The sequence below is a fragment of the Rothia sp. BD8 genome (genome assembly GCF_044878465.1).
Classification (GTDB): Bacteria; Actinomycetota; Actinomycetes; order Actinomycetales; family Micrococcaceae; genus Rothia; species Rothia kristinae.
The window spans coordinates 254258-274340 of the sequence record NZ_JANJES010000001.1 but is presented as its reverse complement, the minus strand read 5'-3'; the positions used below and the strand labels follow the sequence as shown (position 1 = coordinate 274340).

General features: G+C 71.9%; 21 protein-coding genes. 14 read left to right on the top strand and 7 right to left on the bottom strand.

Features of this window, described 5'->3' with window-relative positions; translation table 11 throughout:
* Positions 1-44: 44 nt before the first annotated feature.
* From NQ707_RS01265 to NQ707_RS01250, 4 genes are all read left to right on the top strand, one after another.
* Positions 45-1352: a glutamyl-tRNA reductase gene (locus NQ707_RS01265; RefSeq protein WP_129357414.1), complete on the top strand. Its 1308-nt coding sequence runs from the start codon at positions 45-47 to the stop codon at positions 1350-1352.
* Positions 1353-1523: 171 nt separating this feature from the next.
* Positions 1524-1757 (top strand): DUF3107 domain-containing protein, encoded by a 234-nt coding sequence (locus NQ707_RS01260; protein WP_055684453.1) that lies wholly within the window; start codon positions 1524-1526, stop codon positions 1755-1757.
* A gap of 177 nt (positions 1758-1934) precedes the next feature.
* Complete coding sequence (locus NQ707_RS01255) at positions 1935-3566, top strand: DEAD/DEAH box helicase (RefSeq protein WP_328798484.1); 1632 nt, start codon at positions 1935-1937, stop codon at positions 3564-3566.
* Positions 3567-3625: 59 nt separating this feature from the next.
* Positions 3626-4474, top strand: coding sequence for a site-specific DNA-methyltransferase (locus NQ707_RS01250; protein WP_328798556.1), 849 nt, complete (start codon positions 3626-3628; stop codon positions 4472-4474).
* Here the strand turns inward: NQ707_RS01250 and NQ707_RS01245 are convergent.
* Complete coding sequence (locus tag NQ707_RS01245) at positions 4463-5317, bottom strand: PHP domain-containing protein (protein ID WP_404434278.1); 855 nt, start codon at positions 5315-5317, stop codon at positions 4463-4465. The two genes, NQ707_RS01250 and NQ707_RS01245, sit on opposite strands and share 12 nt — an antisense overlap.
* Before the next feature lie 62 nt (positions 5318-5379).
* Between NQ707_RS01245 and NQ707_RS01240 the strand changes: the two genes are divergently transcribed.
* Positions 5380-6942, top strand: coding sequence for an aminopeptidase P family protein (locus tag NQ707_RS01240; RefSeq protein WP_081046287.1), 1563 nt, complete (start codon positions 5380-5382; stop codon positions 6940-6942).
* Between the two features lie 76 nt (positions 6943-7018).
* Here NQ707_RS01240 and NQ707_RS01235 read toward each other — a convergent pair whose 3' ends face one another.
* Positions 7019-7891 (bottom strand): general stress protein, encoded by an 873-nt coding sequence (locus NQ707_RS01235; RefSeq protein ID WP_133143321.1) that lies wholly within the window; start codon positions 7889-7891, stop codon positions 7019-7021.
* A 125-nt stretch (positions 7892-8016) separates the two neighbouring features.
* Between NQ707_RS01235 and NQ707_RS01230 the strand changes: the two genes are divergently transcribed.
* From NQ707_RS01230 to NQ707_RS01220, 3 genes are read left to right on the top strand one after another with little or no spacing between them, the layout of a single operon-like run.
* The gene (locus NQ707_RS01230; RefSeq protein WP_055684457.1) at positions 8017-9309 is read left to right on the top strand and encodes a magnesium transporter MgtE N-terminal domain-containing protein; all 1293 of its coding nucleotides are present in this window, start codon (positions 8017-8019) and stop codon (positions 9307-9309) included.
* Positions 9302-9985 (top strand): DUF1003 domain-containing protein, encoded by a 684-nt coding sequence (locus tag NQ707_RS01225; RefSeq protein ID WP_224799738.1) that lies wholly within the window; start codon positions 9302-9304, stop codon positions 9983-9985. Before NQ707_RS01230 ends, NQ707_RS01225 begins: the two co-directional genes overlap by 8 nt.
* Complete coding sequence (locus NQ707_RS01220; protein ID WP_055684458.1) at positions 9982-11139, top strand: Mrp/NBP35 family ATP-binding protein; 1158 nt, start codon at positions 9982-9984, stop codon at positions 11137-11139. Before NQ707_RS01225 ends, NQ707_RS01220 begins: the two co-directional genes overlap by 4 nt.
* Positions 11140-11185: 46 nt before the next feature.
* Here NQ707_RS01220 and NQ707_RS01215 read toward each other — a convergent pair whose 3' ends face one another.
* The 4 genes from NQ707_RS01215 to NQ707_RS01200 all read right to left on the bottom strand — a co-directional run bounded on the left by NQ707_RS01215 (position 11186) and on the right by NQ707_RS01200 (position 13430).
* The gene (locus NQ707_RS01215) at positions 11186-11545 is read right to left on the bottom strand and encodes a hypothetical protein (protein WP_055684459.1); all 360 of its coding nucleotides are present in this window, start codon (positions 11543-11545) and stop codon (positions 11186-11188) included.
* Positions 11546-11641: 96 nt separating this feature from the next.
* On the bottom strand, positions 11642-11809 hold the full coding sequence (locus NQ707_RS01210; RefSeq protein WP_064724935.1) for a DUF3117 domain-containing protein: 168 nt from the start codon (positions 11807-11809) through the stop codon (positions 11642-11644).
* Positions 11810-11928: 119 nt separating this feature from the next.
* Positions 11929-13269, bottom strand: a complete 1341-nt coding sequence (locus NQ707_RS01205; protein ID WP_058731125.1) for a hypothetical protein — start codon at positions 13267-13269, stop codon at positions 11929-11931.
* A complete protein-coding gene (locus tag NQ707_RS01200; RefSeq protein WP_404434273.1) occupies positions 13266-13430 on the bottom strand; it encodes a hypothetical protein in 165 nt (54 codons plus the stop codon). Before NQ707_RS01200 ends, NQ707_RS01205 begins: the two co-directional genes overlap by 4 nt.
* Positions 13431-13534: 104 nt before the next feature.
* Here NQ707_RS01200 and NQ707_RS01195 point away from each other — a divergent pair, with 104 nt between their 5' ends.
* The 4 genes from NQ707_RS01195 to NQ707_RS01180 are packed head-to-tail and all read left to right on the top strand — an operon-like array spanning position 13535 to position 16733.
* Positions 13535-14317: an amino acid ABC transporter ATP-binding protein gene (locus NQ707_RS01195; RefSeq protein WP_404434269.1), complete on the top strand. Its 783-nt coding sequence runs from the start codon at positions 13535-13537 to the stop codon at positions 14315-14317.
* Positions 14318-14351: 34 nt separating this feature from the next.
* On the top strand, positions 14352-15188 hold the full coding sequence (locus tag NQ707_RS01190; protein ID WP_055684462.1) for a glutamate ABC transporter substrate-binding protein: 837 nt from the start codon (positions 14352-14354) through the stop codon (positions 15186-15188).
* Between the two features lie 13 nt (positions 15189-15201).
* A complete protein-coding gene (locus NQ707_RS01185) occupies positions 15202-15876 on the top strand; it encodes an amino acid ABC transporter permease (RefSeq protein WP_055684463.1) in 675 nt (224 codons plus the stop codon).
* Positions 15873-16733, top strand: coding sequence for an amino acid ABC transporter permease (locus NQ707_RS01180; RefSeq protein WP_055684464.1), 861 nt, complete (start codon positions 15873-15875; stop codon positions 16731-16733). Before NQ707_RS01185 ends, NQ707_RS01180 begins: the two co-directional genes overlap by 4 nt.
* Positions 16734-16802: 69 nt before the next feature.
* On the opposite strand, the gene dapE is transcribed toward NQ707_RS01180, so the two are convergent.
* On the bottom strand, positions 16803-17918 hold the full coding sequence (gene dapE / locus NQ707_RS01175; RefSeq protein ID WP_055684465.1) for a succinyl-diaminopimelate desuccinylase: 1116 nt from the start codon (positions 17916-17918) through the stop codon (positions 16803-16805).
* Between the two features lie 79 nt (positions 17919-17997).
* On the opposite strand from dapE, the gene dapD reads away from it, so the two are divergent.
* On the top strand, positions 17998-18969 hold the full coding sequence (gene dapD, locus NQ707_RS01170) for a 2,3,4,5-tetrahydropyridine-2,6-dicarboxylate N-succinyltransferase (protein WP_404434264.1): 972 nt from the start codon (positions 17998-18000) through the stop codon (positions 18967-18969).
* A gap of 41 nt (positions 18970-19010) precedes the next feature.
* Positions 19011-20030, top strand: coding sequence for a UDP-glucose 4-epimerase GalE (galE, locus tag NQ707_RS01165; protein WP_404434262.1), 1020 nt, complete (start codon positions 19011-19013; stop codon positions 20028-20030).
* Positions 20031-20083: the final 53 nt, after the last annotated feature.

Genomic DNA, 20083 nt, shown 5'->3' with positions numbered 1-20083 from the left:
CGCACCCTCCGACCGCGGAGCGGCGTGGTTATTATGAGCGAGTCGTGGTTACCTTCTCTCTCGTCGCATCGCACAGGACCGTGGACCTGAACACCGTCGCCCGCCTCTCGGCCGGCGTCGGCGCGCTGCCCCCTGCCCTGGTGCAGGGCGGCGGCCTGCAGGGCATGGTCGCCCTGTCCACCTGCAACCGCCTCGAGCTGTACGCCGAGGCCTCCGGCTCCGAGCAGGAGCTGGAGGAGTCCCTGGCCCACATCACCCGCAGCATCGCCGCCACCTCGGGGCTGGACCCGGAGTTCGTGGCCGATTCCTTCCAGCTGCACACCGGCCAGGAGGTCCCCGAGCACCTGTTCACCGTGGTCTCCGGGCTGGAGTCCGCCGTGGTCGGGGAGCGGGAGATCGCCGGGCAGGTCCGCCGCGCCCTGGGTACGGCCCGGGAGCAGCACACCGCCTCCGGCGAGCTGATCCGGCTCTTCGAGGCCGCCGCGCGCACCGCCCGCGCGGTGGGCACACAGACCTCCCTCGGCGAGCGGGGCCGCTCGATCGTCTCGGTGGCCCTGGACCTGGCCGAGGACGTGGCCACCGAGGACTGGGCGGACACCCGCGCGCTGGTCTTCGGCACCGGCGCCTACGCCGGGGCCGCGATGGCGGCCCTGACGGCCCGCGGATGCCGGGAGATCCGGGTCTACTCCGCCTCCGGGCGCGCCGCGGAGTTCACCGCCAAGCGCGGGGGCACGCCCATCACCCGCGAGCAGCTGCCCGAGGCGATGGCCGCGGCGGATCTGGTCGTCGGCTGCAGCGGCGGCTCCGCCCCGCTGTCCGCGGCCGTCATGCCGGAGGGCCCGCGCGTGGTCGTGGACTTGGCGCTGACCCGGGACTTCGACCCATCCGTCGCGGATGTGCCGGGGGTCGAGCTGATCACCCTGGAGTCGGTGCGCCTGGCCGCCCCGGAGGAGACCGTGGAATCCGTGCAGGCGGCCCGCCGGATCGTCGAGGATTCCGTGCGGGAGTTCGCCGAGCAGCGCAGCGAGCGCTCCGTGGACGGCGCGATCGTCGCGCTGCGCCAGCACACCATGGCCGTGCTGGAGCAGGAGATGGCCAAGGTCCGCCACCAGTACGGCTGCGGGGCGCAGGCCGACCAGCTGGAGTTCGCGATGCGCCGGATGATGCGCTCCCTGCTGCACCAGCCCATGGTCAACGCCCGCCGCCTGGCCGCGCAGGGCCGGGCCGGGGAGTTCGTGGCCGCCGTCGAGGCGATGTACGACCTCGAGGTCCCGGCCGCCCCGGCGTCGCAGGACGACGCCGAGGCGTCCTGCCCGGTCACCGGCCGGCTGCCGGAGTCCAAGGCCTCCTGAGGCGGCCCGCCGCTGAACGCACTGGGACAGCGCGCCCCTGACGCGCACAGCGAAATCCCGCGGGACCCCGGCCGGGCGACGGTGCGGGCCTCGGTATCCTGGGCCGGGAGAGCAGTCACGGGCGGTTGCCCTGCGGTGCCAGCCGCCCGCCATCGAGCTACTGGAGGAGACATGGAGATCAAGATCGGCATCAAGGATGTGGCCCGCGAGGTCGTCCTGGAGAGCTCCGAGAACGCCGGGGAGATCTCCCGGCAGGTGGCCGAGGCCATCGAGAACAAGACCCTGCTGAAGCTGACCGACGCCAAGGGCAACGTGACCCTGGTGCCCGGGGAGGCCCTGGGCTACGTGGAGATCGGCGCGGACACCAAGCGCCACATCGGCTTCGGCCCGTTCTCCGAGGCCTGAGCAACCCGCAGCCGAAACCACCCGCACGGGGACCCGCGCACTGACGGTGCGGGTCCCCGTGCGCGCATCCACGCCCCCGCCACCGACGCCGCCCGCCCCTTCCCGAAGGCGAAGGCCCACGCGCGGCGCGCGGTACAGTGGAGGCGATCACGAGACCCTGGGAGACCCCTTTCATCCATGAGCCAGAACACCGCTGAGCACCCTAGCCCCGAGGGCTCCGCCGCCGAGGCCGCGCCGAGCACGGACGCGAGCATCGAGCAGGCCCTGACCGACACCACCCCCGCCCCGGAGCCGGAGAAGACCTTCGCGGACTTCGGCGTGCGCCAGGACATCTGCGAGGCCCTCGCCGCCGAGGGCATCACCCACCCCTTCCCCATCCAGTCCCTGACCCTGCCGGTGGCCCTGTCCGGGCAGGACATCATCGGGCAGGCCAAGACCGGCACCGGCAAGACCCTCGGCTTCGGCCTGCCCGTGCTGCAGCGGGTCGTCGGCCGGGACGACGCCGGCTGGGACAAGCTCACCTCCCCCGGCGCCCCGCAGGCCCTGATCGTGGTGCCCACCCGGGAGCTGGCCGTGCAGGTCGGGTCGGACCTGACCGCCGCGGCCCGCACCCGCAACGCCCGCGTGGCCACGATCTACGGCGGGCGGGCCTACGAGCCGCAGATCGAGGAGCTCGAGCGCGGCGTCGAGGTGGTCGTGGGCACCCCCGGGCGCCTGATCGACCTGCACCGGCAGAAGATCCTCAACCTCTCCCAGGTGCACGCCGTCGTGCTGGATGAGGCCGACGAGATGCTGGATCTGGGATTCCTGCCGGATGTGGAGCGGATCCTCTCCGCCGTGCCGGACAAGCGTCAGACCATGCTGTTCTCCGCGACGATGCCGGGCCCGGTGATCGGCATGGCCCGGCGGTACATGTCCCATCCGATGCACATCCGCGCCTCCTCCCCGGATGATGAGGGGGCGACGAAGAAGGACATCACCCAGGTGATCTACCGGGCGCACCCGATGGACAAGGACGAGCTGATCGCCCGGGCCCTGCAGGCCGAGGGCCGGGGCCGCACCATCATCTTCACCCGCACCAAGCGGGCCGCGGACCGGCTGGCCCGGGAGCTGGTGGACCGCGGATTCGCGGCCGGGGCCATCCACGGGGACCTGTCCCAGGGTGCCCGGGAGCAGGCCCTGCGCGCCTTCCGCAACGACAAGGTGGACATCCTGGTGGCCACCGACGTGGCCGCCCGCGGCATCGACGTCACGGACGTGACCCACGTGGTCAACTTCCAGGCCCCGGAGGATGAGAAGACCTACCTGCACCGGATCGGGCGCACCGGCCGGGCCGGCAAGCGGGGCACCGCGATCACCCTGGTGGACTGGGAGGATGTGCCGCGCTGGTCCCTGATCGACAAGGCCCTGGACCTGGGGGTCCCGGAGCCGGTGGAGACCTACTCCTCCTCCCCGCACCTGTACGCGGATCTGGGCATCCCGAAGGGCACCAAGGGGCGCCTGCCGAAGGACAAGCGCACCCACGCCGGGCTCGAGGCGGAGCGCCTGGAGGACCTGGGCGGACCCGAGTCCCGCTCCGGGAAGGGCGGGTCCTTCCGGGGACGCCGCTCCGGCGGTTCCCGGTCCGACGGCGGGCGCTCCCACGGCCCCCGCTCGGGTGGTTCCGGCCGGTCCCGGCGCTCCGAGGATCGCCCCGGCCGTCAGTCGCGCGAGCAGCGCGGCGGCGACAACACGGCGGGCTCGGGCGAGTCCGGTGAGGGCCGCCCGCGGCGGCGCACCGGGGGCTCCGGGTCCGCGCAGGGCGCCTGATCCGATCGCGCGTGCTCCTCGAGGCTGACGGCCCGGACCTGGTGGTCCGGGCCGAGAACATGGATGTGCTGCCGCAGCTGCCGCGCGGCGCCTTCTCGATGATCTACGTGGATCCGCCGTTCAACACGGGGCGGGCGCAGGTGCGGCGCACCCTGACGACGGCCCCGGCCCGAGACGGGCAGGCCGCGGACCGCACGGGGTTCAAGGGACGCGGCTACGCCTCGGTGCTGCAGCGGCTGACCCGCTACGACGACGCCTTCGAGGACTATTGGGGGTTCCTGCTGCCCCGGCTGGAGCAGGCCTGGGAGCTGCTGGCCCCGGACGGCACCCTGTACCTGCACCTGGATTACCGGGAGGTGCACTACGCGAAGGTCATGTGCGACATGGTCTTCGGCCGGGAGTGCTTCCTGAACGAGATCATCTGGGCCTACGACTACGGGGCGAAGGCCCGACGCCGCTGGCCCACCAAGCACGACAACATCCTGGTGTACGTCAAGGACCCGAAGGCGTACCACTTCGACGCCGCGGAGGTGGATCGGGAGCCGTACATGGCCCCGGGGCTGGTGACCCCGGAGAAGGCGCGGCGCGGCAAGATGCCCACCGACGTGTGGTGGCACACCATCGTCTCCCCCACGGGGAAGGAGAAGACGGGGTATCCCACACAGAAGCCGGTAGGGCTGGTGCGCCGCATGGTCGCGGCCTCCTCCCGTCCCGGGGACTGGGTGCTGGACTTCTTCGCCGGCTCCGGCACGCTCGGGACGGCGGCCGCGTCGCTGGGGCGCCGCTACGTGTGCATCGACAGCAGCGAGGAGGCCGTGCGCGTCATGACCGAACGCCTGCCCGCCGCGCGGGTCCTCGACCAGCCGATTCCGCCCGACTCGGCCCGTGACCACGACTCAGCCTCCTGACGGGTTCAGCGGTTTCCGTCCCGCCATCTCCCGGATGGCCGCCAGCACCTCCGGATCCGTGGTGTTCTCCCCCAGCCGGTTGGGTTTGCCCTCCCCGTGGTAATCGGAGGAGCCGGTGACCAGCAGGTCGTGACGGGCCGCTAAGTCCAGCAGCCAGCGCCGTCCCGCCTCCGGGTTGTCCCGGTGGTGCACCTCCACCCCGGCCAGCCCCTCCTCGACCATCGTCTCGAAGGTCTCCTCCCCCACCACGCGGCCGCGGGCGCTGGCCACCGGGTGGGCGAAGACCGGCACCCCGCCGGCCGCGCGCACCAGCCGCACCGCGCGCACCGCGTCGATGGCCCGGTGCGGCACGTAGTACGGGGAACCGCCGCCTAAGATCGTGGCGAACACGGCCGAGCGGTTCGGGGCGACACCTGCGGCCACCAGGGCGTCGGCGATGTGCGGGCGGCCCACCGTGGCGTCCCGGCCCGCCTGGGCCAGCACGTCATCCCAGGTGATCGGGTAGTCCTCGGCCAGCAGCTCCACCATGAGCCGGGCCCGGACCCGGCGGGCCCGGCGGGTCCGCTCGATCTCCCCCAGCAGCGCCTCATCCCGGGGGTCCTGGAGGTAGCTGAGCAGGTGCACGGAGATCCCGCGCGGATCCTGGCAGGTCACCTCCATGCCCGGAACCAGCTCGATGCCGCAGCGCTCGGCCTGCTCTGTGGCCTCGGCCCAGCCGGCGGTGGAGTCGTGGTCGGTCAGGGCGACGGCGTCCAGGCCGGCGGCCGCCGCGGCGCGCACCAGCTCGGCCGGGCTCTCGGTGCCGTCCGAGACGGTGGAGTGGGTATGCAGATCGATGCGCACAGCCACAGGCTACCGCCGACCCGCCGCTGACCGGCGCGTGCGCCCCGCGTTATCGTGGGCACATGACTTCCCAGAACCAGACCCCCGCAGAGACCCCCCTGCCCGAGGGGGAGAACCAGCCGCTGGGCGAGCGGGTCACCAACCGCTCCCAGCCCCCGCGCTCGGCCGCCTTCAAGGAGTTCATCGGCTCCCAGTGGGCCCCCCGCTCCGAGCAGCTGCCGGCCCGCGCCGAGGTGGCCGAGGCCGCCGCGCGCCGTCGAGCCGCGATCTCGGCGAAATTCCCCGGCGAGCGCCTGGTCATCCCGGCCGGCCCGCTGAAGGTTCGCTCCAACGACGTCGACTACCGCTTCCGCCCGCACTCCGCCTTCGCGCATCTGACCGGGTTGGGCGTGGACCACGAGCCGGACGCGGTGCTGGTCATGGAGCCGCTGGCCGAACCCGCCGCGGACGGCTCCGGGCACGAGGCCACCCTGTACTTCCGGCCCCTGGCCGGGCGGGACACGGACCAGTTCTACTCCGACCCCCGCTACGGGGAGTTCTGGGTCGGCCCCCAGCCCACGCTGGAGGAGATCCACGCGGAGTACGGCATCGCCACAGCGGACCTGTCCGAGCTGGAGGTCGCGGTGACCAAGAACGCCGGGAACCGGGCCCTGGGCGGGGTGCAGGTGCGCCTGGTGCGCGAGGTGGATCTGAACGTGGACGCCCTGGTGGACACCTCCCGGTACAACACGGGGGTGGACCTGGAGCAGGCGGACACCCAGGACGCGGCCCTGACCGAGGCCCTGTCCGAGCTGCGCCTGATCAAGGACGAGGTGGAGGTCGCGAACCTGCGCCGGGCGATCGCCGCGACCGTCACCGGCTTCGAGAACATCATCCGCGCACTGCCCGCCGCGAAGGCCCACCGGCGCGGGGAGCGGGTCGTGGAGACGGCGTTCTTCTCCGCCGCGCGCACCGAGGGCAACGACGTCGGCTACGAGACCATCGCCGCGTGCGGGAACAACGCGACCGTGCTGCACTGGATCCGCAACGACGGCACGGTGCGCGACGGCGAGCTGATGCTCGTGGACGCCGGCGTCGAGGATGACACCCTGTACACCGCGGACATCACCCGCACCTTCCCCGTGGACGGCACCTACACCCCGGTGCAGAAGCGCATCTACGACGCCGTGCTCACGGCCTCGGAGGCGGCCTTCGCCGCCGCGAAGCCCGGCAACCGCTTCCGGGACGTGCACGCCGCGGCCATGCGCTCCCTGGCCGAGTCTCTGGATTCCTGGGGGCTGCTGCCGGTCTCCGTGGAGGAGGCCGTCTCCGATGAGGGCGGGCAGCACCGCCGCTGGATGCCGCACGGCACCAGCCACCACCTGGGTCTGGATGTGCACGACTGCGCGCAGGCGAAGCGGGAGCTGTACATCGACGGGATCATCGAGGAGGGCATGGTCTTCACCATCGAGCCCGGCCTGTACTTCAAGGAGGATGACCTCGCGGTGCCCGAGGAGTACCGGGGCATCGGGGTGCGCCTGGAGGATGACGTGCTGATCACCGCGGACGGGGCGCAGAACCTCACCGCGGCCCTGCCGCGCACCACCGAGGAGATCGAGGCCTGGATGGCCGAGCTGGCCGGCTAGTCGCCCTCTGCGCTCCCGAGGGCGGTGAGATGAGGGTTCCGTGTTGAGATGCGAGGATCCGGCATCTCAGCGGGGCCTAGCGGTGGTCCTCGTCGCGGATGCCGTAGCGGGGACGCCCGTCGGGCAGGTCCTGGTAGTCCGCGGCCTGGGTGCGCCGGGGGTTCTGCCCGCCGGTCTGCCCCGCCTGCTCCTGGCCGGTCTGGTGCTCCTGGCCGGGCTGGGAGCTCGACGCCGCGGCGTCGGCTTCAGGGGTCCCCGGCTGGGCGGCCGGTCCGGCCTGTCCGGGTCCGGCCTGCGGCGCCTGCCCCCCGGACGGCTGTCCCCCACCGGAGCGGGGATCGCCCTGCGGGCCGGGGGCCCCGTATCCGCCCTGGCCGTAGCCCGGTCCCTGCTGGGGAGCACCCGGGCCGTACCCGCCGGGGGCACCCGGCTGCTGGCCCGGGGCCGGGCGGAAGGGGCTGGGCGCGGCGCCGCCGCCGAGCAGACGCCGGGCCTCCTGCGCCTCCTGCGGGGAGCAGACCAGCTCGTAGCTGCCGGCCACGATCTGCCCGACCGCCGTGTAGTTGCGGGCCCCGCCGTTGCGGGAGTAGCTGATCACCGCCAGGATCATCCAGAAGAAGATGCCCAGCGGCACCGCGGTGGTGAACGCGACGGCGGGGCTGTCCTGGGCGAAGGCGATCATCAGGAAGGCCATGACCACCCCGAAGAACGCCCCCTGCAGGGCCCCGGAGAGGGCGACCTTGGCGTAGGAGAGGGTGCCCACCACGTGCTCCACCTGGCGCAGGTCGGTGCCCACGATGCTCAGATGCTGCACCGGGAACTCCCGTTCGGCCAGCAGATCCACCGCCGCCTGGGCGTCCTCGTGCCGCGAGTACCGCCCCACCGGCACGGTGGAGGACAGCTGCAACGAGCGCTGGTCGGCGAGCCTGTTCTTCCCGGAAGTAGCCATGTCCACCATTGTCCACAACCCCGCCCCCGCGCGCGGGAGGGCCCGCGGATGATCGCCACCGGTGAACCGCGCGCGGACCTGCGAGGGCCCGGGATCCCGCCCCGGGCGCCGGGTAGGCTGGATGGGTGAGCAACCAACCGAGCAGAATCTTCATCGCCAGACTCCTGGGCCTGGACGTCTTCGACCCGCTCGGCGACCGGCTGGGGCGCCTGCGCGACGTCGTCGTCCTGAACCGGGACAATCTGCCCAAGCACCCCCGCCCCCTGGTCGTGGGCATCGTCGTGGAGGTGCTGGGCAAGAAGCGCGTCTTCGTGCCGATGACGCGGGTGACCAGCATCGACTCCACCCAGCTGATCGTCACCGGCCTGGTGAACCTGCGCCGCTTCGAGCAGCGCGGCGCCGAGGAGCTGGTGATCGGGCAGATCTTCGACCGTCGGGTGGAGTTCGTGGACGGCTCCGGGACCGCGACCATCGAGGACTGCGCGATGGAGCAGTCCAAGAACGGGGACTGGTCCATCTCGGAGCTGTTCGTGCGCCGGGTGGGCGCCGGGGGCGGGCTGATGCGCCGCAACCGCAACCAGGCCCTGGTGGTGGACTGGGACGAGGTCACCTCCGGGCGCAGCGCGGACCCGCAGGGGGCCGAGCACTTCCTGGCCACCCACGAGGACTCCCAGCCGGCGGACCTGGCCGACGCCCTGCAGGATCTCAACGAGAAGCGGATGCTGGAGGTCGCCGAGGAGCTGCAGGATGAGCTGCTGGCGGACGTGCTGCAGGAGCTGCCGGAGGATGACCAGGTGCAGATCCTGTCCAACCTGGACCTGCAGCGCGCCGCGGAGATCCTCGAGGAGATGGAGCCGGACGATGCCGCGGACCTGCTCGGGCTGTTCACCGACGCCCAACGGGAGACCCTGCTGGAGCGGATGGAGCCGGATGAGGCCGACGACGTCCGGCGTCTGCTGGAGTACGAGGAGGGCACCGCGGGCTCGCTGATGACCCCCGTGCCGATCATCCTGCCGCCGGAGGCCACCGTGGCCGAGGCGCTGGCGCAGATCCGGCAGGAGGAGATCAGCCCGGCGGTGGCCGCAGCGGTGCTGGTGTGCCGCCCGCCGCTGGAGACCCCCACGGGCCGGTACATCGGGATGGTGCACATGCAGCAGCTGCTGCGCTTCCCGCCGCCGGAGCCGGTGGGCAACATCATCGACCGCAGCATCGAGCCGGTCCGGGACATGGCCTCCCTGGAGGAGGTCTCCCGGGTGCTGGCCACCTACGATCTGACGATCATCCCGGTGGTCAACGGCCACGACCGGCTGGTCGGGGCCATCACCATCGACGACGTCCTGGACGCGCTGCTGCCGGATGACTGGCGGACCAACGACGACGGCACCCCGGTGCGGAAGGCAGGTCGGAAGTTTGAGTGAGGCATCGAAGTCCCGGCGCGCCCGCGAGGTGCGCCCGGCCGGTCTGGATACGCCCCTGGAGTCCAAGCCGCGCTGGTACCGCCGCTACCGGCCCAACCCGGAGGCCTTCGGCGTGGTCTCTGAGGGGATCGCCCGGTGGATGGGCACCCCGCAGTTCCTGGTGTGGATGACGGTGTTCGTGGCCGTGTGGCTGGGCTGGAACACGTTCATGCCGGAGAACCTGCAGTTCGATCCCCGGGCCCTGAACTACACCCTGCTGACCCTGATGCTGTCCCTGCAGGCCTCCTACGCCGCTCCCCTGCTGCTGCTGGCCGACAACCGCCAGGCGGACCGGGACCGGGTCCAGGCCGAGCAGGACCGGCAGCGGGCCGAGCAGAACCTGGCCGACACCGAGTACCTCACCCGGGAGATCGCCTCGCTGCGGATCGTGCTACGGGAGGTCGCGACCCGAGACTTCGTGCGCTCGGAGCTGCGGGATCTGCTGGAGGAGCTGACCGAGGACGAGGACGACGCCGAGGAGTCCGGCGGCGAGCGGCCCGGGCGGCGCAAGCGGGTCAAGTCCAATCCGGAGACCAAGACCTCGATCCTGGATCTGGCCCAGGCCGATGAGACGGGGCCCGGCACCTCGCTCGGGGCCGCGGGCGAGCCCGGGAGGTCCCGCGGGGCCGGCTCGTGAGCCCCGCGGTCGAGGATCTCGACGCCGCCCTGGGCCGTGCCCTGGCCCGGGTGATCGACCCCGAGCTGCGTCGGCCCATCACGGAGCTGGGCATGGTGGACTCCGCCGTCGTGCGGGAGGGCCGCGCGGAGGTCTCCGTGCTGCTGACCGTGCAGGGCTGCCCCCTGCGCGGCACCATCGAGCAGGACGTGCGGGAGGCGGCCCTGACGGTCGCGGGGATCGACGACGTCGCGGTGAGCGTGGGCTACATGAGCCCCGAGCAGCGGCAGCGGCTGCGCGAGCGCCTGGGCCACACCCGGACCAATCCCTTCGCCCAGCCGGATTCCCTGACCCAGGTCTACGCGGTGGCCTCCGGCAAGGGCGGGGTCGGCAAGTCCACGGTCACGGTCAATCTGGCCGCGGCCCTGGCCTCCCAGGGCCGCTCCGTGGGCATCGTGGACGCGGATGTGCACGGCTTCTCCGTACCGGGGCTGCTGGGGATCACCCAGGCCCCGACCAAGCTGGAGGACATGATCCTGCCGCCCGTGGTGGAGGTGCCCCACCGGACCCGGGAGGATCCCAGCGCGGGATCCGTGCGGGTGATCTCCATCGGGATGTTCGTGGACGGCAACCGGCCCATCGCCTGGCGCGGCCCGATGCTGCACCGGGCGCTGGAGCAGTTCCTCACGGACGTGCACTTCGGGGACCTGGACGTGCTGCTGCTGGATCTGCCCCCGGGCACCGGGGACATCGCGATCTCGATGGCGCAGCTGCTGCCCACCGCGCGCCTGCTGCTGGTCTCTACCCCGCAGCAGGCGGCCGTGGAGGTGGCCGAGCGGGCCGGGACGCTGTCCCTGCAGACCGGCCAGGAGGTGATCGGCGTCGTGGAGAACATGGCGGCCATGCTCCTGCCGGACGGGTCCACGATGGAGCTGTTCGGGGCCGGCGGCGGGCAGCGGCTGGCGGGGCGGCTCACCGAGGATCTCGGCTACGACGTCCCGCTGCTGGGCTCGGTGCCCCTGGATCTGGCCCTGCGCGAGGGCGGGGACGCAGGCACCCCGGTGGTGTGGTCGGCTCCCGAGTCCCCGGCCGGCTGCGCGCTGCGGCGGATCGGACAGGCCCTGGGCTCCCGGGGCCGGGATCTGCCCGGGCGGTCCCTGCCGCTGAATCTCTGAAGCGGTGGGTCGGGGGTCACCGCCGCGCTGATCGGGTGAGCCGGGCTCAGGTGGCTTCGGTGTCGAAGGGGGCCAGCTCCCCCGGCGCCAGGCGTACCAGGTTCTCCTGCGGCGGCCGGTTGGCCCAGGCCCGCTCGCGGCGCTGCTCTTCCTCGTCCTCGCGCAGCGCGTCGCGCACGATGCGGCGCGGATCATACTGGCGGGGGTCGTAGGCTCGCCAGTTGAAGCCCTCCAGGTCCGGCCCCAAGGTCTCCTTGACCCCGTCCTTCGCCTCCATCGCGGTGCGCCGCAGGGACTTCACGAGATCCCGCAGCTGCGCCGCGTACTCGGGCATGCGCTCGGGCCCGATGACGAAGAAGACGATGACCGCGAGCACGAGGAACTCGCCGCCGTTGATACCAAACACAGTTGGCAGAGTATCAGTCGAGACCCGCGCGATCCCCGCCCGCGGCGGGTGATGCTCCCGACGTCGGGGCCGGGGCGGCGGGGAGCGCGCGACGGATCAGTCGGTGATGGGCTCCAGGCACTCCTTGAGCGTCTGGGCCTCCTCCTTCGTGATCTCCAGGACCATGCGCCCGCCGCCTTCCAGCGGGATGCGCATGATGAGGGATCGCCCCTCCTTGACCACCTGCATGGGGCCTTCGCCGGTCCGGGGCTTCATCGCGGCCATCGTCGCTCCTTCACAGATCTCTGGACGGTTCCTGATGGACGGTCCCCCGAGTGGTCCGGGCCGCACACCTTCTCCCATGATAGCCCGGTCACGTCCGGATGCGTCAGCCCGGGAGACGATCACGGCGGGAAGTCCCCGCCGCTGGGCAGCTTCTTCCAGTGCCACAGCCACCCGACCCACAGCAGCTGGCCCAGCCCCGCCCCCACCAGCAGCAGCACGCGGTAGGCGCGGGACCGGGAGACCTCCACCAGAGGTGCGGCCACCGGGAAGGCCGGCAGCAGCAGCCGGAAGGTCGAGGACTGCGGGAAGAGGAACACCAGCAGATAGACCGCGTAGCAGCCCAGCCACATCCGCACCGCGCCGGGCAGGCTCCCCCGCACGGCCCGGGAGCCCAGCAGGGCCCAAGCGCCCAGCAGCAGCAGGGCCAGCGCGAGCCACCCGGCGTCACCGAAGAAGACCCGGGCCTGCTGGAACCACGGCTGCACGGGCAGCAGGTGCTCCCCGCGCCAGGCGGTCTCCGTGGCGGTGTAGGCGTCGGGCCGCCCGGTCACGGCCCAGGCGATGCCGGGCCAGATCAGGGCGCAGGCGCAGGCGAACAGGGCCAGGGCCAGCTCGGCGCGGGTGCGTCGAAGCGCCAGCAGCGTCGCCCGCCCCGCCGAGGCGGAGGCGGCCCCGGACTCGGACCGCACCTGACGCACGGTGCGCAGCCAGCCCACCAGCCACCACAGGCCCAGGGCGGCGCCCAGGGGCACCCCGACGGGCCGGGACAGGCAGGTGGGCACCAGGAGCACCGCGCAGATCCCCCACCGCCGGGCCGTCAGAGCCCAGAGCACCGCGACCAGGAACATCAGGTTCATGGACTCCGCGTACGGCACCTGCAGGATCGGGGCGATGGGGTTGAGCAGGACCAGGGCCGTGGCCAGGGCCGGGCCGGCGTCGATCGTGCGGACCGGCGAGGTGAGCCCGGCGGGGCGTCCGTCGCGGCGGCAGGCCCGGAAGAAGCCGTAGAGCAGCACCGCGGTGACCGCCCCGCAGGCCAGGGAGATCGCCGCGCCCGCCGGCACGAAACCCAGGCCGGTGATCCGCATCAGGGCGCGGGTGGCCAGCGGGAACAGCGGGTAGAAGGCCCACGGGTTCTGCCGCACGTGCCCGTCGAGATCGGTGGGCAGCTGCTGCGGGTAGCCGGTCGCGGCGATCTGCCGGTACCAGTCCGCATCCCAGATTCCGATGAACCTGCCGTAGTCCATCGGCCCGTCCACCCAGGGGTTGGTCCCCTGCTGGCGGGCGACGAGGCTGAAGACGATCCAGCCCCAGACCCGGGTCAGCAGGTAGATGCCCAGGAGCACGACCCACACGGGCAGGCGCCCGAGCGTCGGGGCGACGGTGCGCGCGAGGCGGCGGCTGAGCCGGCCGGCGGGCCCGGCGCCCGGTGCGGCGGTCGCGGCGTCGGACTGGGTCACCGCTCGAGGGGGCCGCGGGCCGCGCCGGGGGTGTCCAGGCCGTCCTCGGACAGGCGCTCGGCGGCGCTGATGCGATCGGTGCCCAGCACAGCACAGGAGATGATGACCACGGCCATGACGATCAGCGTCAGGCCCACGAGCACGTAGTTCATGCTCCTCATCCTCCCATCCCTGCGGGGGCCGCACCGACGCTCGTAACGTGCAGGACATCACCCGTGCATATAATCTGATTCACATCAGATCCGCACCATCTGAACGGGGTCCCATGCCCAGCACCGCTCCGCTGACCGAGACCGCCCTGATCTCCCAGGCCGGCGCCGAAGTGCGCCTGTCCGGGGTGCAGAAGCACTTCGGGGACCTGCACGTGCTCAAGGACATCGAGCTGACCGTCGCCCCCGGCGAGGTCGTCGTGCTCATCGGCCCCTCCGGCTCGGGCAAGTCCACGCTGTGCCGCACGATCAACCGCCTGGAGACCATCGACGGCGGGGAGATCACCGTGGACGGCCAACCGCTGCCGGCCGAGGGCCGTCAGCTGGCCCGGCTGCGCTCCGACGTCGGCATGGTCTTCCAGACTTTCAACCTCTTCGCCCACAAATCCGTGCTGGACAACGTGACCCTGGGACCCATCAAGGTCCGCGGCAAGTCCCGCAAGGAGGCCGAAGCCACGGCCCGAGCGCTGCTGGAGAAGGTCGGAGTGGCCGATCAGGCCGACAAGCTGCCCGCGCAGCTGTCCGGCGGTCAGCAGCAGCGCGTGGCCATCGCCCGCGCGCTGGCGATGAAGCCGCGGGTCATGCTCTTCGACGAGCCCACCTCCGCCCTGGACCCGGAGATGATCACCGAGGTCCTGGAGACCATGGAGTCCCTGGCCCGGGAGGGCATGACGATGATCGTGGTCACCCACGAGATGGGCTTCGCCCGCAAGGCCGCGGACCGGGTGGTCTTCCTGGCCGACGGGCGCATCCTCGAGCAGAACACCCCCGAGGAGTTCTTCACCCACCCGCAGACCGAGCGGGCCCGGGACTTCCTCGGCAAGATCCTCAACCACTGACGCCCTCGCAGCACCGCACCCGAAGGAGCACACCATGACCCGCCGCACCCTCCTCCGCCGCCTGAGCACCGCCGCCGCCCTCGGCGCCGTCGCGACCCTCGCCCTGACCGGGTGCGGGGACTCCGGCTCCGACGGCGACACCGTGCGCATCGGCATCAAGTTCGACCAGCCCGGCCTGGGCTACCAGGACGGCGACACCTACACGGGCTTCGACGTCGACGTCGCGAAGTACGTCGCCAAGGAGCTCGGCTACGACGAGGACCAGATCGAATGGGTCGAGGCGCCCTCGGCCAACCGGGAGAACATGCTGGCCAACGACCAGGTGGACATGATCTTCGCGACCTACTCCATCACCGACACCCGCAAGAAGACCGTGGACTTCGCGGGCCCCTACTTCGTGGCCGGCCAGGACCTGCTCGTGAAGGCGGACAACACCTCCATCACGGGCCCGGATGACCTCAACGGCAAGAACCTCTGCTCCGTCAAGGGCTCCACCTCCGCCCAGAAGATCAAGGACTCCTACGCCCAGGGCACCAACCTGGTGGAGCAGTCCGGCTACGCCGACTGCCTCGGGGCCCTGGAGGCCGGGACGGTAGATGCCGTGACCACGGACGACATCATCCTGGCGGGTCTGGCCTCCACGGACGCCAACAAGGGCAAGTTCAAGGTGGTCGGCAACACCTTCACGGAGGAGAAGTACGGCGTCGGGCTGCCCAAGGGCTCGGACAAGTGCCAGAAGATCAACGAGGCCATCACCAAGATGGAGGACGACGGCACCTGGAAGAAGGACCTGGACGAGGCCACCAAGGGCGCGAACTTCCACTACAACGAGAAGCTCAACCCGCCCAAGCCGGATTCCTCCTGCGCCTAGGGGCCCGCCCGCCGTGGATCAGTTCCTCTCCCTCTTCCGCCAGTACGACGTCCTCGGGGCGTTCTGGGCGAACCTGCAGCTGACCTTCTGGGGCGCGATCGGCGCCTTCATCCTGGGGACGCTGCTGGCCCTGATGCGCATCTCTCCGGTGCCCTCCCTGCGCTGGCTCGGCACCGGCTACGTGCACCTGCTGCGCAACACGCCGCTGACCATCCTCATGGCCGTAGCCGTGCTGGGCTTCTGGACCCAGCTGAAGATCACCCTCTCGGATGACTTCAATCGGAACTTCTTCGCCTGGGCCGTGGTCATGCTGGTGGTCTACCACGCGGCGTTCGTGTGCGAGGCGATCCGCTCCGGGGTCAACACGGTGCCCCTGGGGCAGGCGGAAGCGGCCCGCGCCATCGGCCTGGGGTTCCTGCCGGCTGCGCGGATCGTGATCCTGCCGCAGGCGCTGCGCGGGGCCATCACCCCGCTGGGCAACACGCTGATCGCGCTGACCAAGAACACCACGGTGGCCTCGGTGGCCTCGGTCGCGGAGGCCTCCGGGCTGATGAAGACCATGATCGAATTCGACTCCGACGTGATCCTGGCGATCTTCTTCACCTTCGCCATGGGCTTCGTGATGATCGTGATCCCGATGGGCCTGATCACCACGTGGGCGTCCCGGAAGTGGGCGGTGAGACGATGAGCGCGCAGCGCAGCGTCCTGTTCGACGCGCAGGGGCCCCGGGCCCAGCGGATCACCCTGGGGTTCAACGTGCTGGGTCTGGTCCTGGTCGCCGGCATCTGCTGGTGGATCCTGGCCGGGCTCGCCGCCAAGGGTCAGCTCGACGCCGAGCACTGGGACTTCCTGTTCACCTCCCGGGCCTGGCGCAACTTCTTCCTGCCCGGCCTGGAATCCACGCTGAAGGCCGCGGGCCTGGCGATCGTCACCTCGGTGGTCTTCGGCCTGGTCTTCGGCATGGGCCGGCTCTCCGGGCTGGCCCCGGTGCGGTGGGTGTGCACCGTGATCGTCGAGTTCTTCCGCGCCGTGCCGGTGCTGCTGATGATGATCTTCTTCTATCTGTGGCTGGGCGGGCTGGGGGTGGTCAGCCCCCGGCAGCTGCCGCTGTACGCGGTGGTGCTGGGCCTGACCCTGTACAACGGCTCGGTGATCGCGGAGCTGGTGCGCTCCGGGGTGCAGCAGCTGCCGCGCGGGCAGGGCGAGGCCGGTCTGGCCCTGGGTCTTTCCCGGGCGCAGGTGATGCGGATCGTGCAGCTGCCGCAGGCGCTGGTGGCGATGCTGCCGTCCCTGCTCAGCCAGTTCGTGGTGATCCTCAAGGACACCGCGCTGGGCTACATCATCACCTACCCCGAGCTGCTGGCCGCGGCCCGGCGGCTGGGCTCGGCGCACTCGATGCTGCAGGCCCTGCTGATGGCGGCGGCGCTGTTCATCGTCATCAACGTCCTGCTCACGGCCCTGGCCGGGTGGGTCTCCCGGTGGCTGAGCAGCCGCACCTCCGGGCGCACCCGCCCGGATGCGACCGCCGCGGTGGACCCGGTCTGACCCGCCCGCCCAGGTTCGAGCCCGGTCCGATCCGCGCCGCGGTGTTCCCCGCGGCGCCGTCCGGGTCAGTCAGTCAGTGAGCCAGCCGTGCAGGGCCGAGAAGCAGTCCCGCACCGCCTGGGCGCTGACGTGCTCGTCGTCGGTGTGGGCCAGCAGGGCGTCCCCGGGACCGAAGTTCACGGCGGGGATCCCCGCGGCGGAGAAGCGGGCGACGTCGGTCCACCCGTACTTGGGCTTCGGCTCCCGGCCCACCGCGGCGACCAGCTCCCGGGCCAGCGGGGCATCCAGCCCGGGCCGGGCCGCGGCGGAGAGGTCCGCGAACTCCAGGGCGTACCCGGCGAACAGCTCCCGCACGTGCTCCTGAGCCTGCTCCAGGGTCTTGTCCGGGGCGAAGCGGTAGTTGACGTGCATCCGGGCGGCATCCGGGATGACGTTGCCGGCCACCCCGCCCTCGATCTGCACGGCGTTGAGACCCTCGCGGTAGTCCAGGCCCTCCACGGTCACGGTGGCCGGGCGGTACTCCTCCAGGATCCGCAGGGCCGGGCCCAGCCGGTGGATCGCGTTCACGCCCTTCCAGGCGCGCCCGGAGTGGGCGGCCACGCCCTCGGTGCTCAGCCAGAACCGCAGGGTCCCGTTGCACCCGCCCTCGATGGTCCCGTCGGTGGGCTCCAGCAGCACCGCGAAGTCCGCGTCATCCACCAGCCCGGGCTCCTCCCGCAGCAGCCGGCCCAGGCCGGAGGCCTCCGCGGCCACCTCCTCGTGGTCGTAGAACACGTAGGTGACGTCCCGGCGCGGCGCGGTCAGGGCGGCGGCCAGGGCCAGCTGCACCGCGACCCCGCCCTTCATGTCCGTGGCCCCGCGCCCGTACAGGATCCGCTGCCCGTCGGCCTGCTCCCACCGGGAGGGCACGGTGCCGCGGGCCCCAGGGGTCGTGGGCAGCGGGACGGTGTCCAGGTGCCCGGCCAGCACCACCCGCTCGGCCCGGCCCAGCTCGGTGCGGGCCACGATCGCATCATCGTTGCGATGCACCCGCAGGTGGCCCAGCGGCGTGAGGGCCGCGTGGACCGCGTCGGCGATCGACGTCTCCTGCCCGGAGACGGAGGGGATGTCCAGCAGGGCGCGGGTCAGTTCGGCGACGTCGCCGGTCAGGTCCAGGGCGGGGGGTGCGCAGGGGGAATCGTGCATGGTTCCACCCTAGGCGGCACAGCCGGCGGACAGGGGCGGCTGACGGGACTGACATGCCCGCATCCGTAGACTGGTGCCCATGACTGAGACCACCCCTGAGAACACCTCCGCCGAGCGCCGGGTCGCCGCCCTGGGTCTGGCCACGACGGTCGCCGCGGGCGAGCACGCCGGCACCGTCCTGGACGTCTGGTACCCTTCCCCCCGCCTGGGCGGGAACCCCGAGGAGTCCGTGCGCGCGGGCCTGGAGGAGGCCGCGGCCGATGACCCGGCCCGCAACGTGATCCAGCGGGTCGTGGAGACGGTCGCGGATCTGGACGCCGCCCCGGCCGACGCCGCCGACGCCTGGCTGCGCCTGCACGCCCTGTCCCACCGACTGGTCCGCCCCAACGGGCTGAACCTGGACGGGATCTTCGGGCACCTGGCCAACGTGGCCTGGACCAGCGCCGGACCGGTGCTGGCCGCCGAGCTGGAGGGTCTGCGCCTGGGCCTGCGCGCCCGCGGGCCCCTGACCGTGTACGCCGTGGACAAGTTCCCCCGTATGGTGGACTACGTCGTGCCCTCCGGGGTGCGCATCGGGGACGCGGATCGGGTGCGCCTAGGCGCGCACCTGGCCGAGGGCACCACCGTGATGCACGAGGGCTTCGTGAACTTCAACGCCGGGACCCTGGGGGCCGCGATGGTCGAGGGCCGGATCAGCCAGGGCGTGGTCATCGGGGACCACACCGACGTCGGCGGCGGCGCCTCGATCATGGGCACCCTCTCCGGCGGCGGGACCCAGCGGATCACCCTGGGCGAGCGGGTGCTGCTGGGCGCCAACGCGGGGGTCGGGATCTCCCTGGGCGATGACTGCGTGGTGGAGGCCGGACTGTACGTGACCGCCGGGATCCGGGTCACGGTGCGCACCGAGGCCGGGGCCGACGTCGTCAAGGCGGTGGACCTCTCCGGCACCCCGGGGCTGCTGTTCCGCCGCAACTCCCAGACCGGCACCGTGGAGGCCATCGCCCGCTCCGGCGGGCAGGTGGCGCTGAACTCCGCGCTGCACCAGAACTGAGCGGCGCCGCCGCGCCGCACCACCAGAAAGGGACTGCTCACATGAAGATCATGGTCACCGGCGGAGCCGGGTACATCGGCTCCCACACCGTCCTGGCCCTCTTGGAGGCCGGGCACGACGTCGCCGTGCTGGACAACCTGGCCAACTCCTCCCGCGTCTCCCTGGACCGGGTCTCGGAGCTGGCCGGGGGACGGCGGATCGCCTTCCACGAGACCGACATCCTGGATGCCCGCGCGACCACCGAGGTCTTCCAGCGCGAGCGCCCGGACGCCGTCATCCACTTCGCCGGGCTCAAGGCCGTCGGCGAGTCCGCCCAGAAGCCGCTGTGGTACTACCGCACCAACGTCGTCGGCACCCTGAACCTGCTGGCCGCGATGGAGGCCAGCGGCTGCCGGTCCCTGGTCTTCTCCTCTTCCGCGACCGTCTACGGCGCCCCGGAGGAGATGCCGCTGACGGAGAAGCTGCCGCTGGATGCCCAGTCCTGCTACGGGCGGACCAAGGAGCACGTGGAGGACATGCTCGTGGATCTGGCGGCCGCGGACTCCTCCTGGAACATCGCCCTGCTGCGCTACTTCAATCCGGTGGGCGCGCACCCCTCGGGTCGCATCGGGGAGGACCCCACCGGGGTGCCCAACAACCTGCTGCCCTTCATCGCGCAGGTCGCGGTGGGCCGGCGGGAGAAGCTCAAGGTCTTCGGCGATGACTACCCCACCCCGGACGGCACCGGCGTGCGGGACTACATCCACGTGATGGACCTGGCCGACGGCCACGTCAAGGCGCTGGCCGCGATCGCCGAGCGGGGCGGGCTGCACACCTGGAACCTGGGCACCGGCAACGGCTACTCGGTGCTGGAGGTGCGCCGGGCCTTCGAGGAGGCCTCCGGACGGGAGATCCCCTACGAGATCGTGGACCGGCGTCCGGGCGACGTCGCCGTGTCCTACGCGGATCCTTCGGCGGCCCTGGCCGATCTGGGCTGGTCCGCCGAGCGGGACCTGGCGCAGATGTGCGCGGACCACTGGAACTGGCAGAAGACCAACCCGGAGGGCTACCCCGCCGCCTGAGCAGGGGCGGGGCCTCGATCCGGCGGCCCCGCCCCCCCATCTCCGCCTCCCGT

Excerpts from the sequence above, each read along its gene's own strand:
- NQ707_RS01260 (WP_055684453.1), top strand. The coding sequence starts at position 1,524 with ATGGAGATCAAGATCGGCATCAAGGATGTGGCCCGCGAGGTCGTCCTG.
- NQ707_RS01255 (WP_328798484.1), top strand. The coding sequence starts at position 1,935 with ATGAGCCAGAACACCGCTGAGCACCCTAGCCCCGAGGGCTCCGCCGCC.
- NQ707_RS01250 (WP_328798556.1), top strand. The coding sequence starts at position 3,626 with ATGGATGTGCTGCCGCAGCTGCCGCGCGGCGCCTTCTCGATGATCTAC.
- NQ707_RS01240 (WP_081046287.1), top strand. The coding sequence starts at position 5,380 with ATGACTTCCCAGAACCAGACCCCCGCAGAGACCCCCCTGCCCGAGGGG.
- NQ707_RS01235 (WP_133143321.1), bottom strand. The coding sequence starts at position 7,891 with ATGGCTACTTCCGGGAAGAACAGGCTCGCCGACCAGCGCTCGTTGCAG.
- NQ707_RS01210 (WP_064724935.1), bottom strand. The coding sequence starts at position 11,809 with ATGGCCGCGATGAAGCCCCGGACCGGCGAAGGCCCCATGCAGGTGGTC.
- NQ707_RS01200 (WP_404434273.1), bottom strand. The coding sequence starts at position 13,430 with ATGAGGAGCATGAACTACGTGCTCGTGGGCCTGACGCTGATCGTCATG.
- NQ707_RS01195 (WP_404434269.1), top strand. The coding sequence starts at position 13,535 with ATGCCCAGCACCGCTCCGCTGACCGAGACCGCCCTGATCTCCCAGGCC.
- NQ707_RS01190 (WP_055684462.1), top strand. The coding sequence starts at position 14,352 with ATGACCCGCCGCACCCTCCTCCGCCGCCTGAGCACCGCCGCCGCCCTC.
- NQ707_RS01180 (WP_055684464.1), top strand. The coding sequence starts at position 15,873 with ATGAGCGCGCAGCGCAGCGTCCTGTTCGACGCGCAGGGGCCCCGGGCC.
- dapE (WP_055684465.1), bottom strand. The coding sequence starts at position 17,918 with ATGCACGATTCCCCCTGCGCACCCCCCGCCCTGGACCTGACCGGCGAC.
- dapD (WP_404434264.1), top strand. The coding sequence starts at position 17,998 with ATGACTGAGACCACCCCTGAGAACACCTCCGCCGAGCGCCGGGTCGCC.
- galE (WP_404434262.1), top strand. The coding sequence starts at position 19,011 with ATGAAGATCATGGTCACCGGCGGAGCCGGGTACATCGGCTCCCACACC.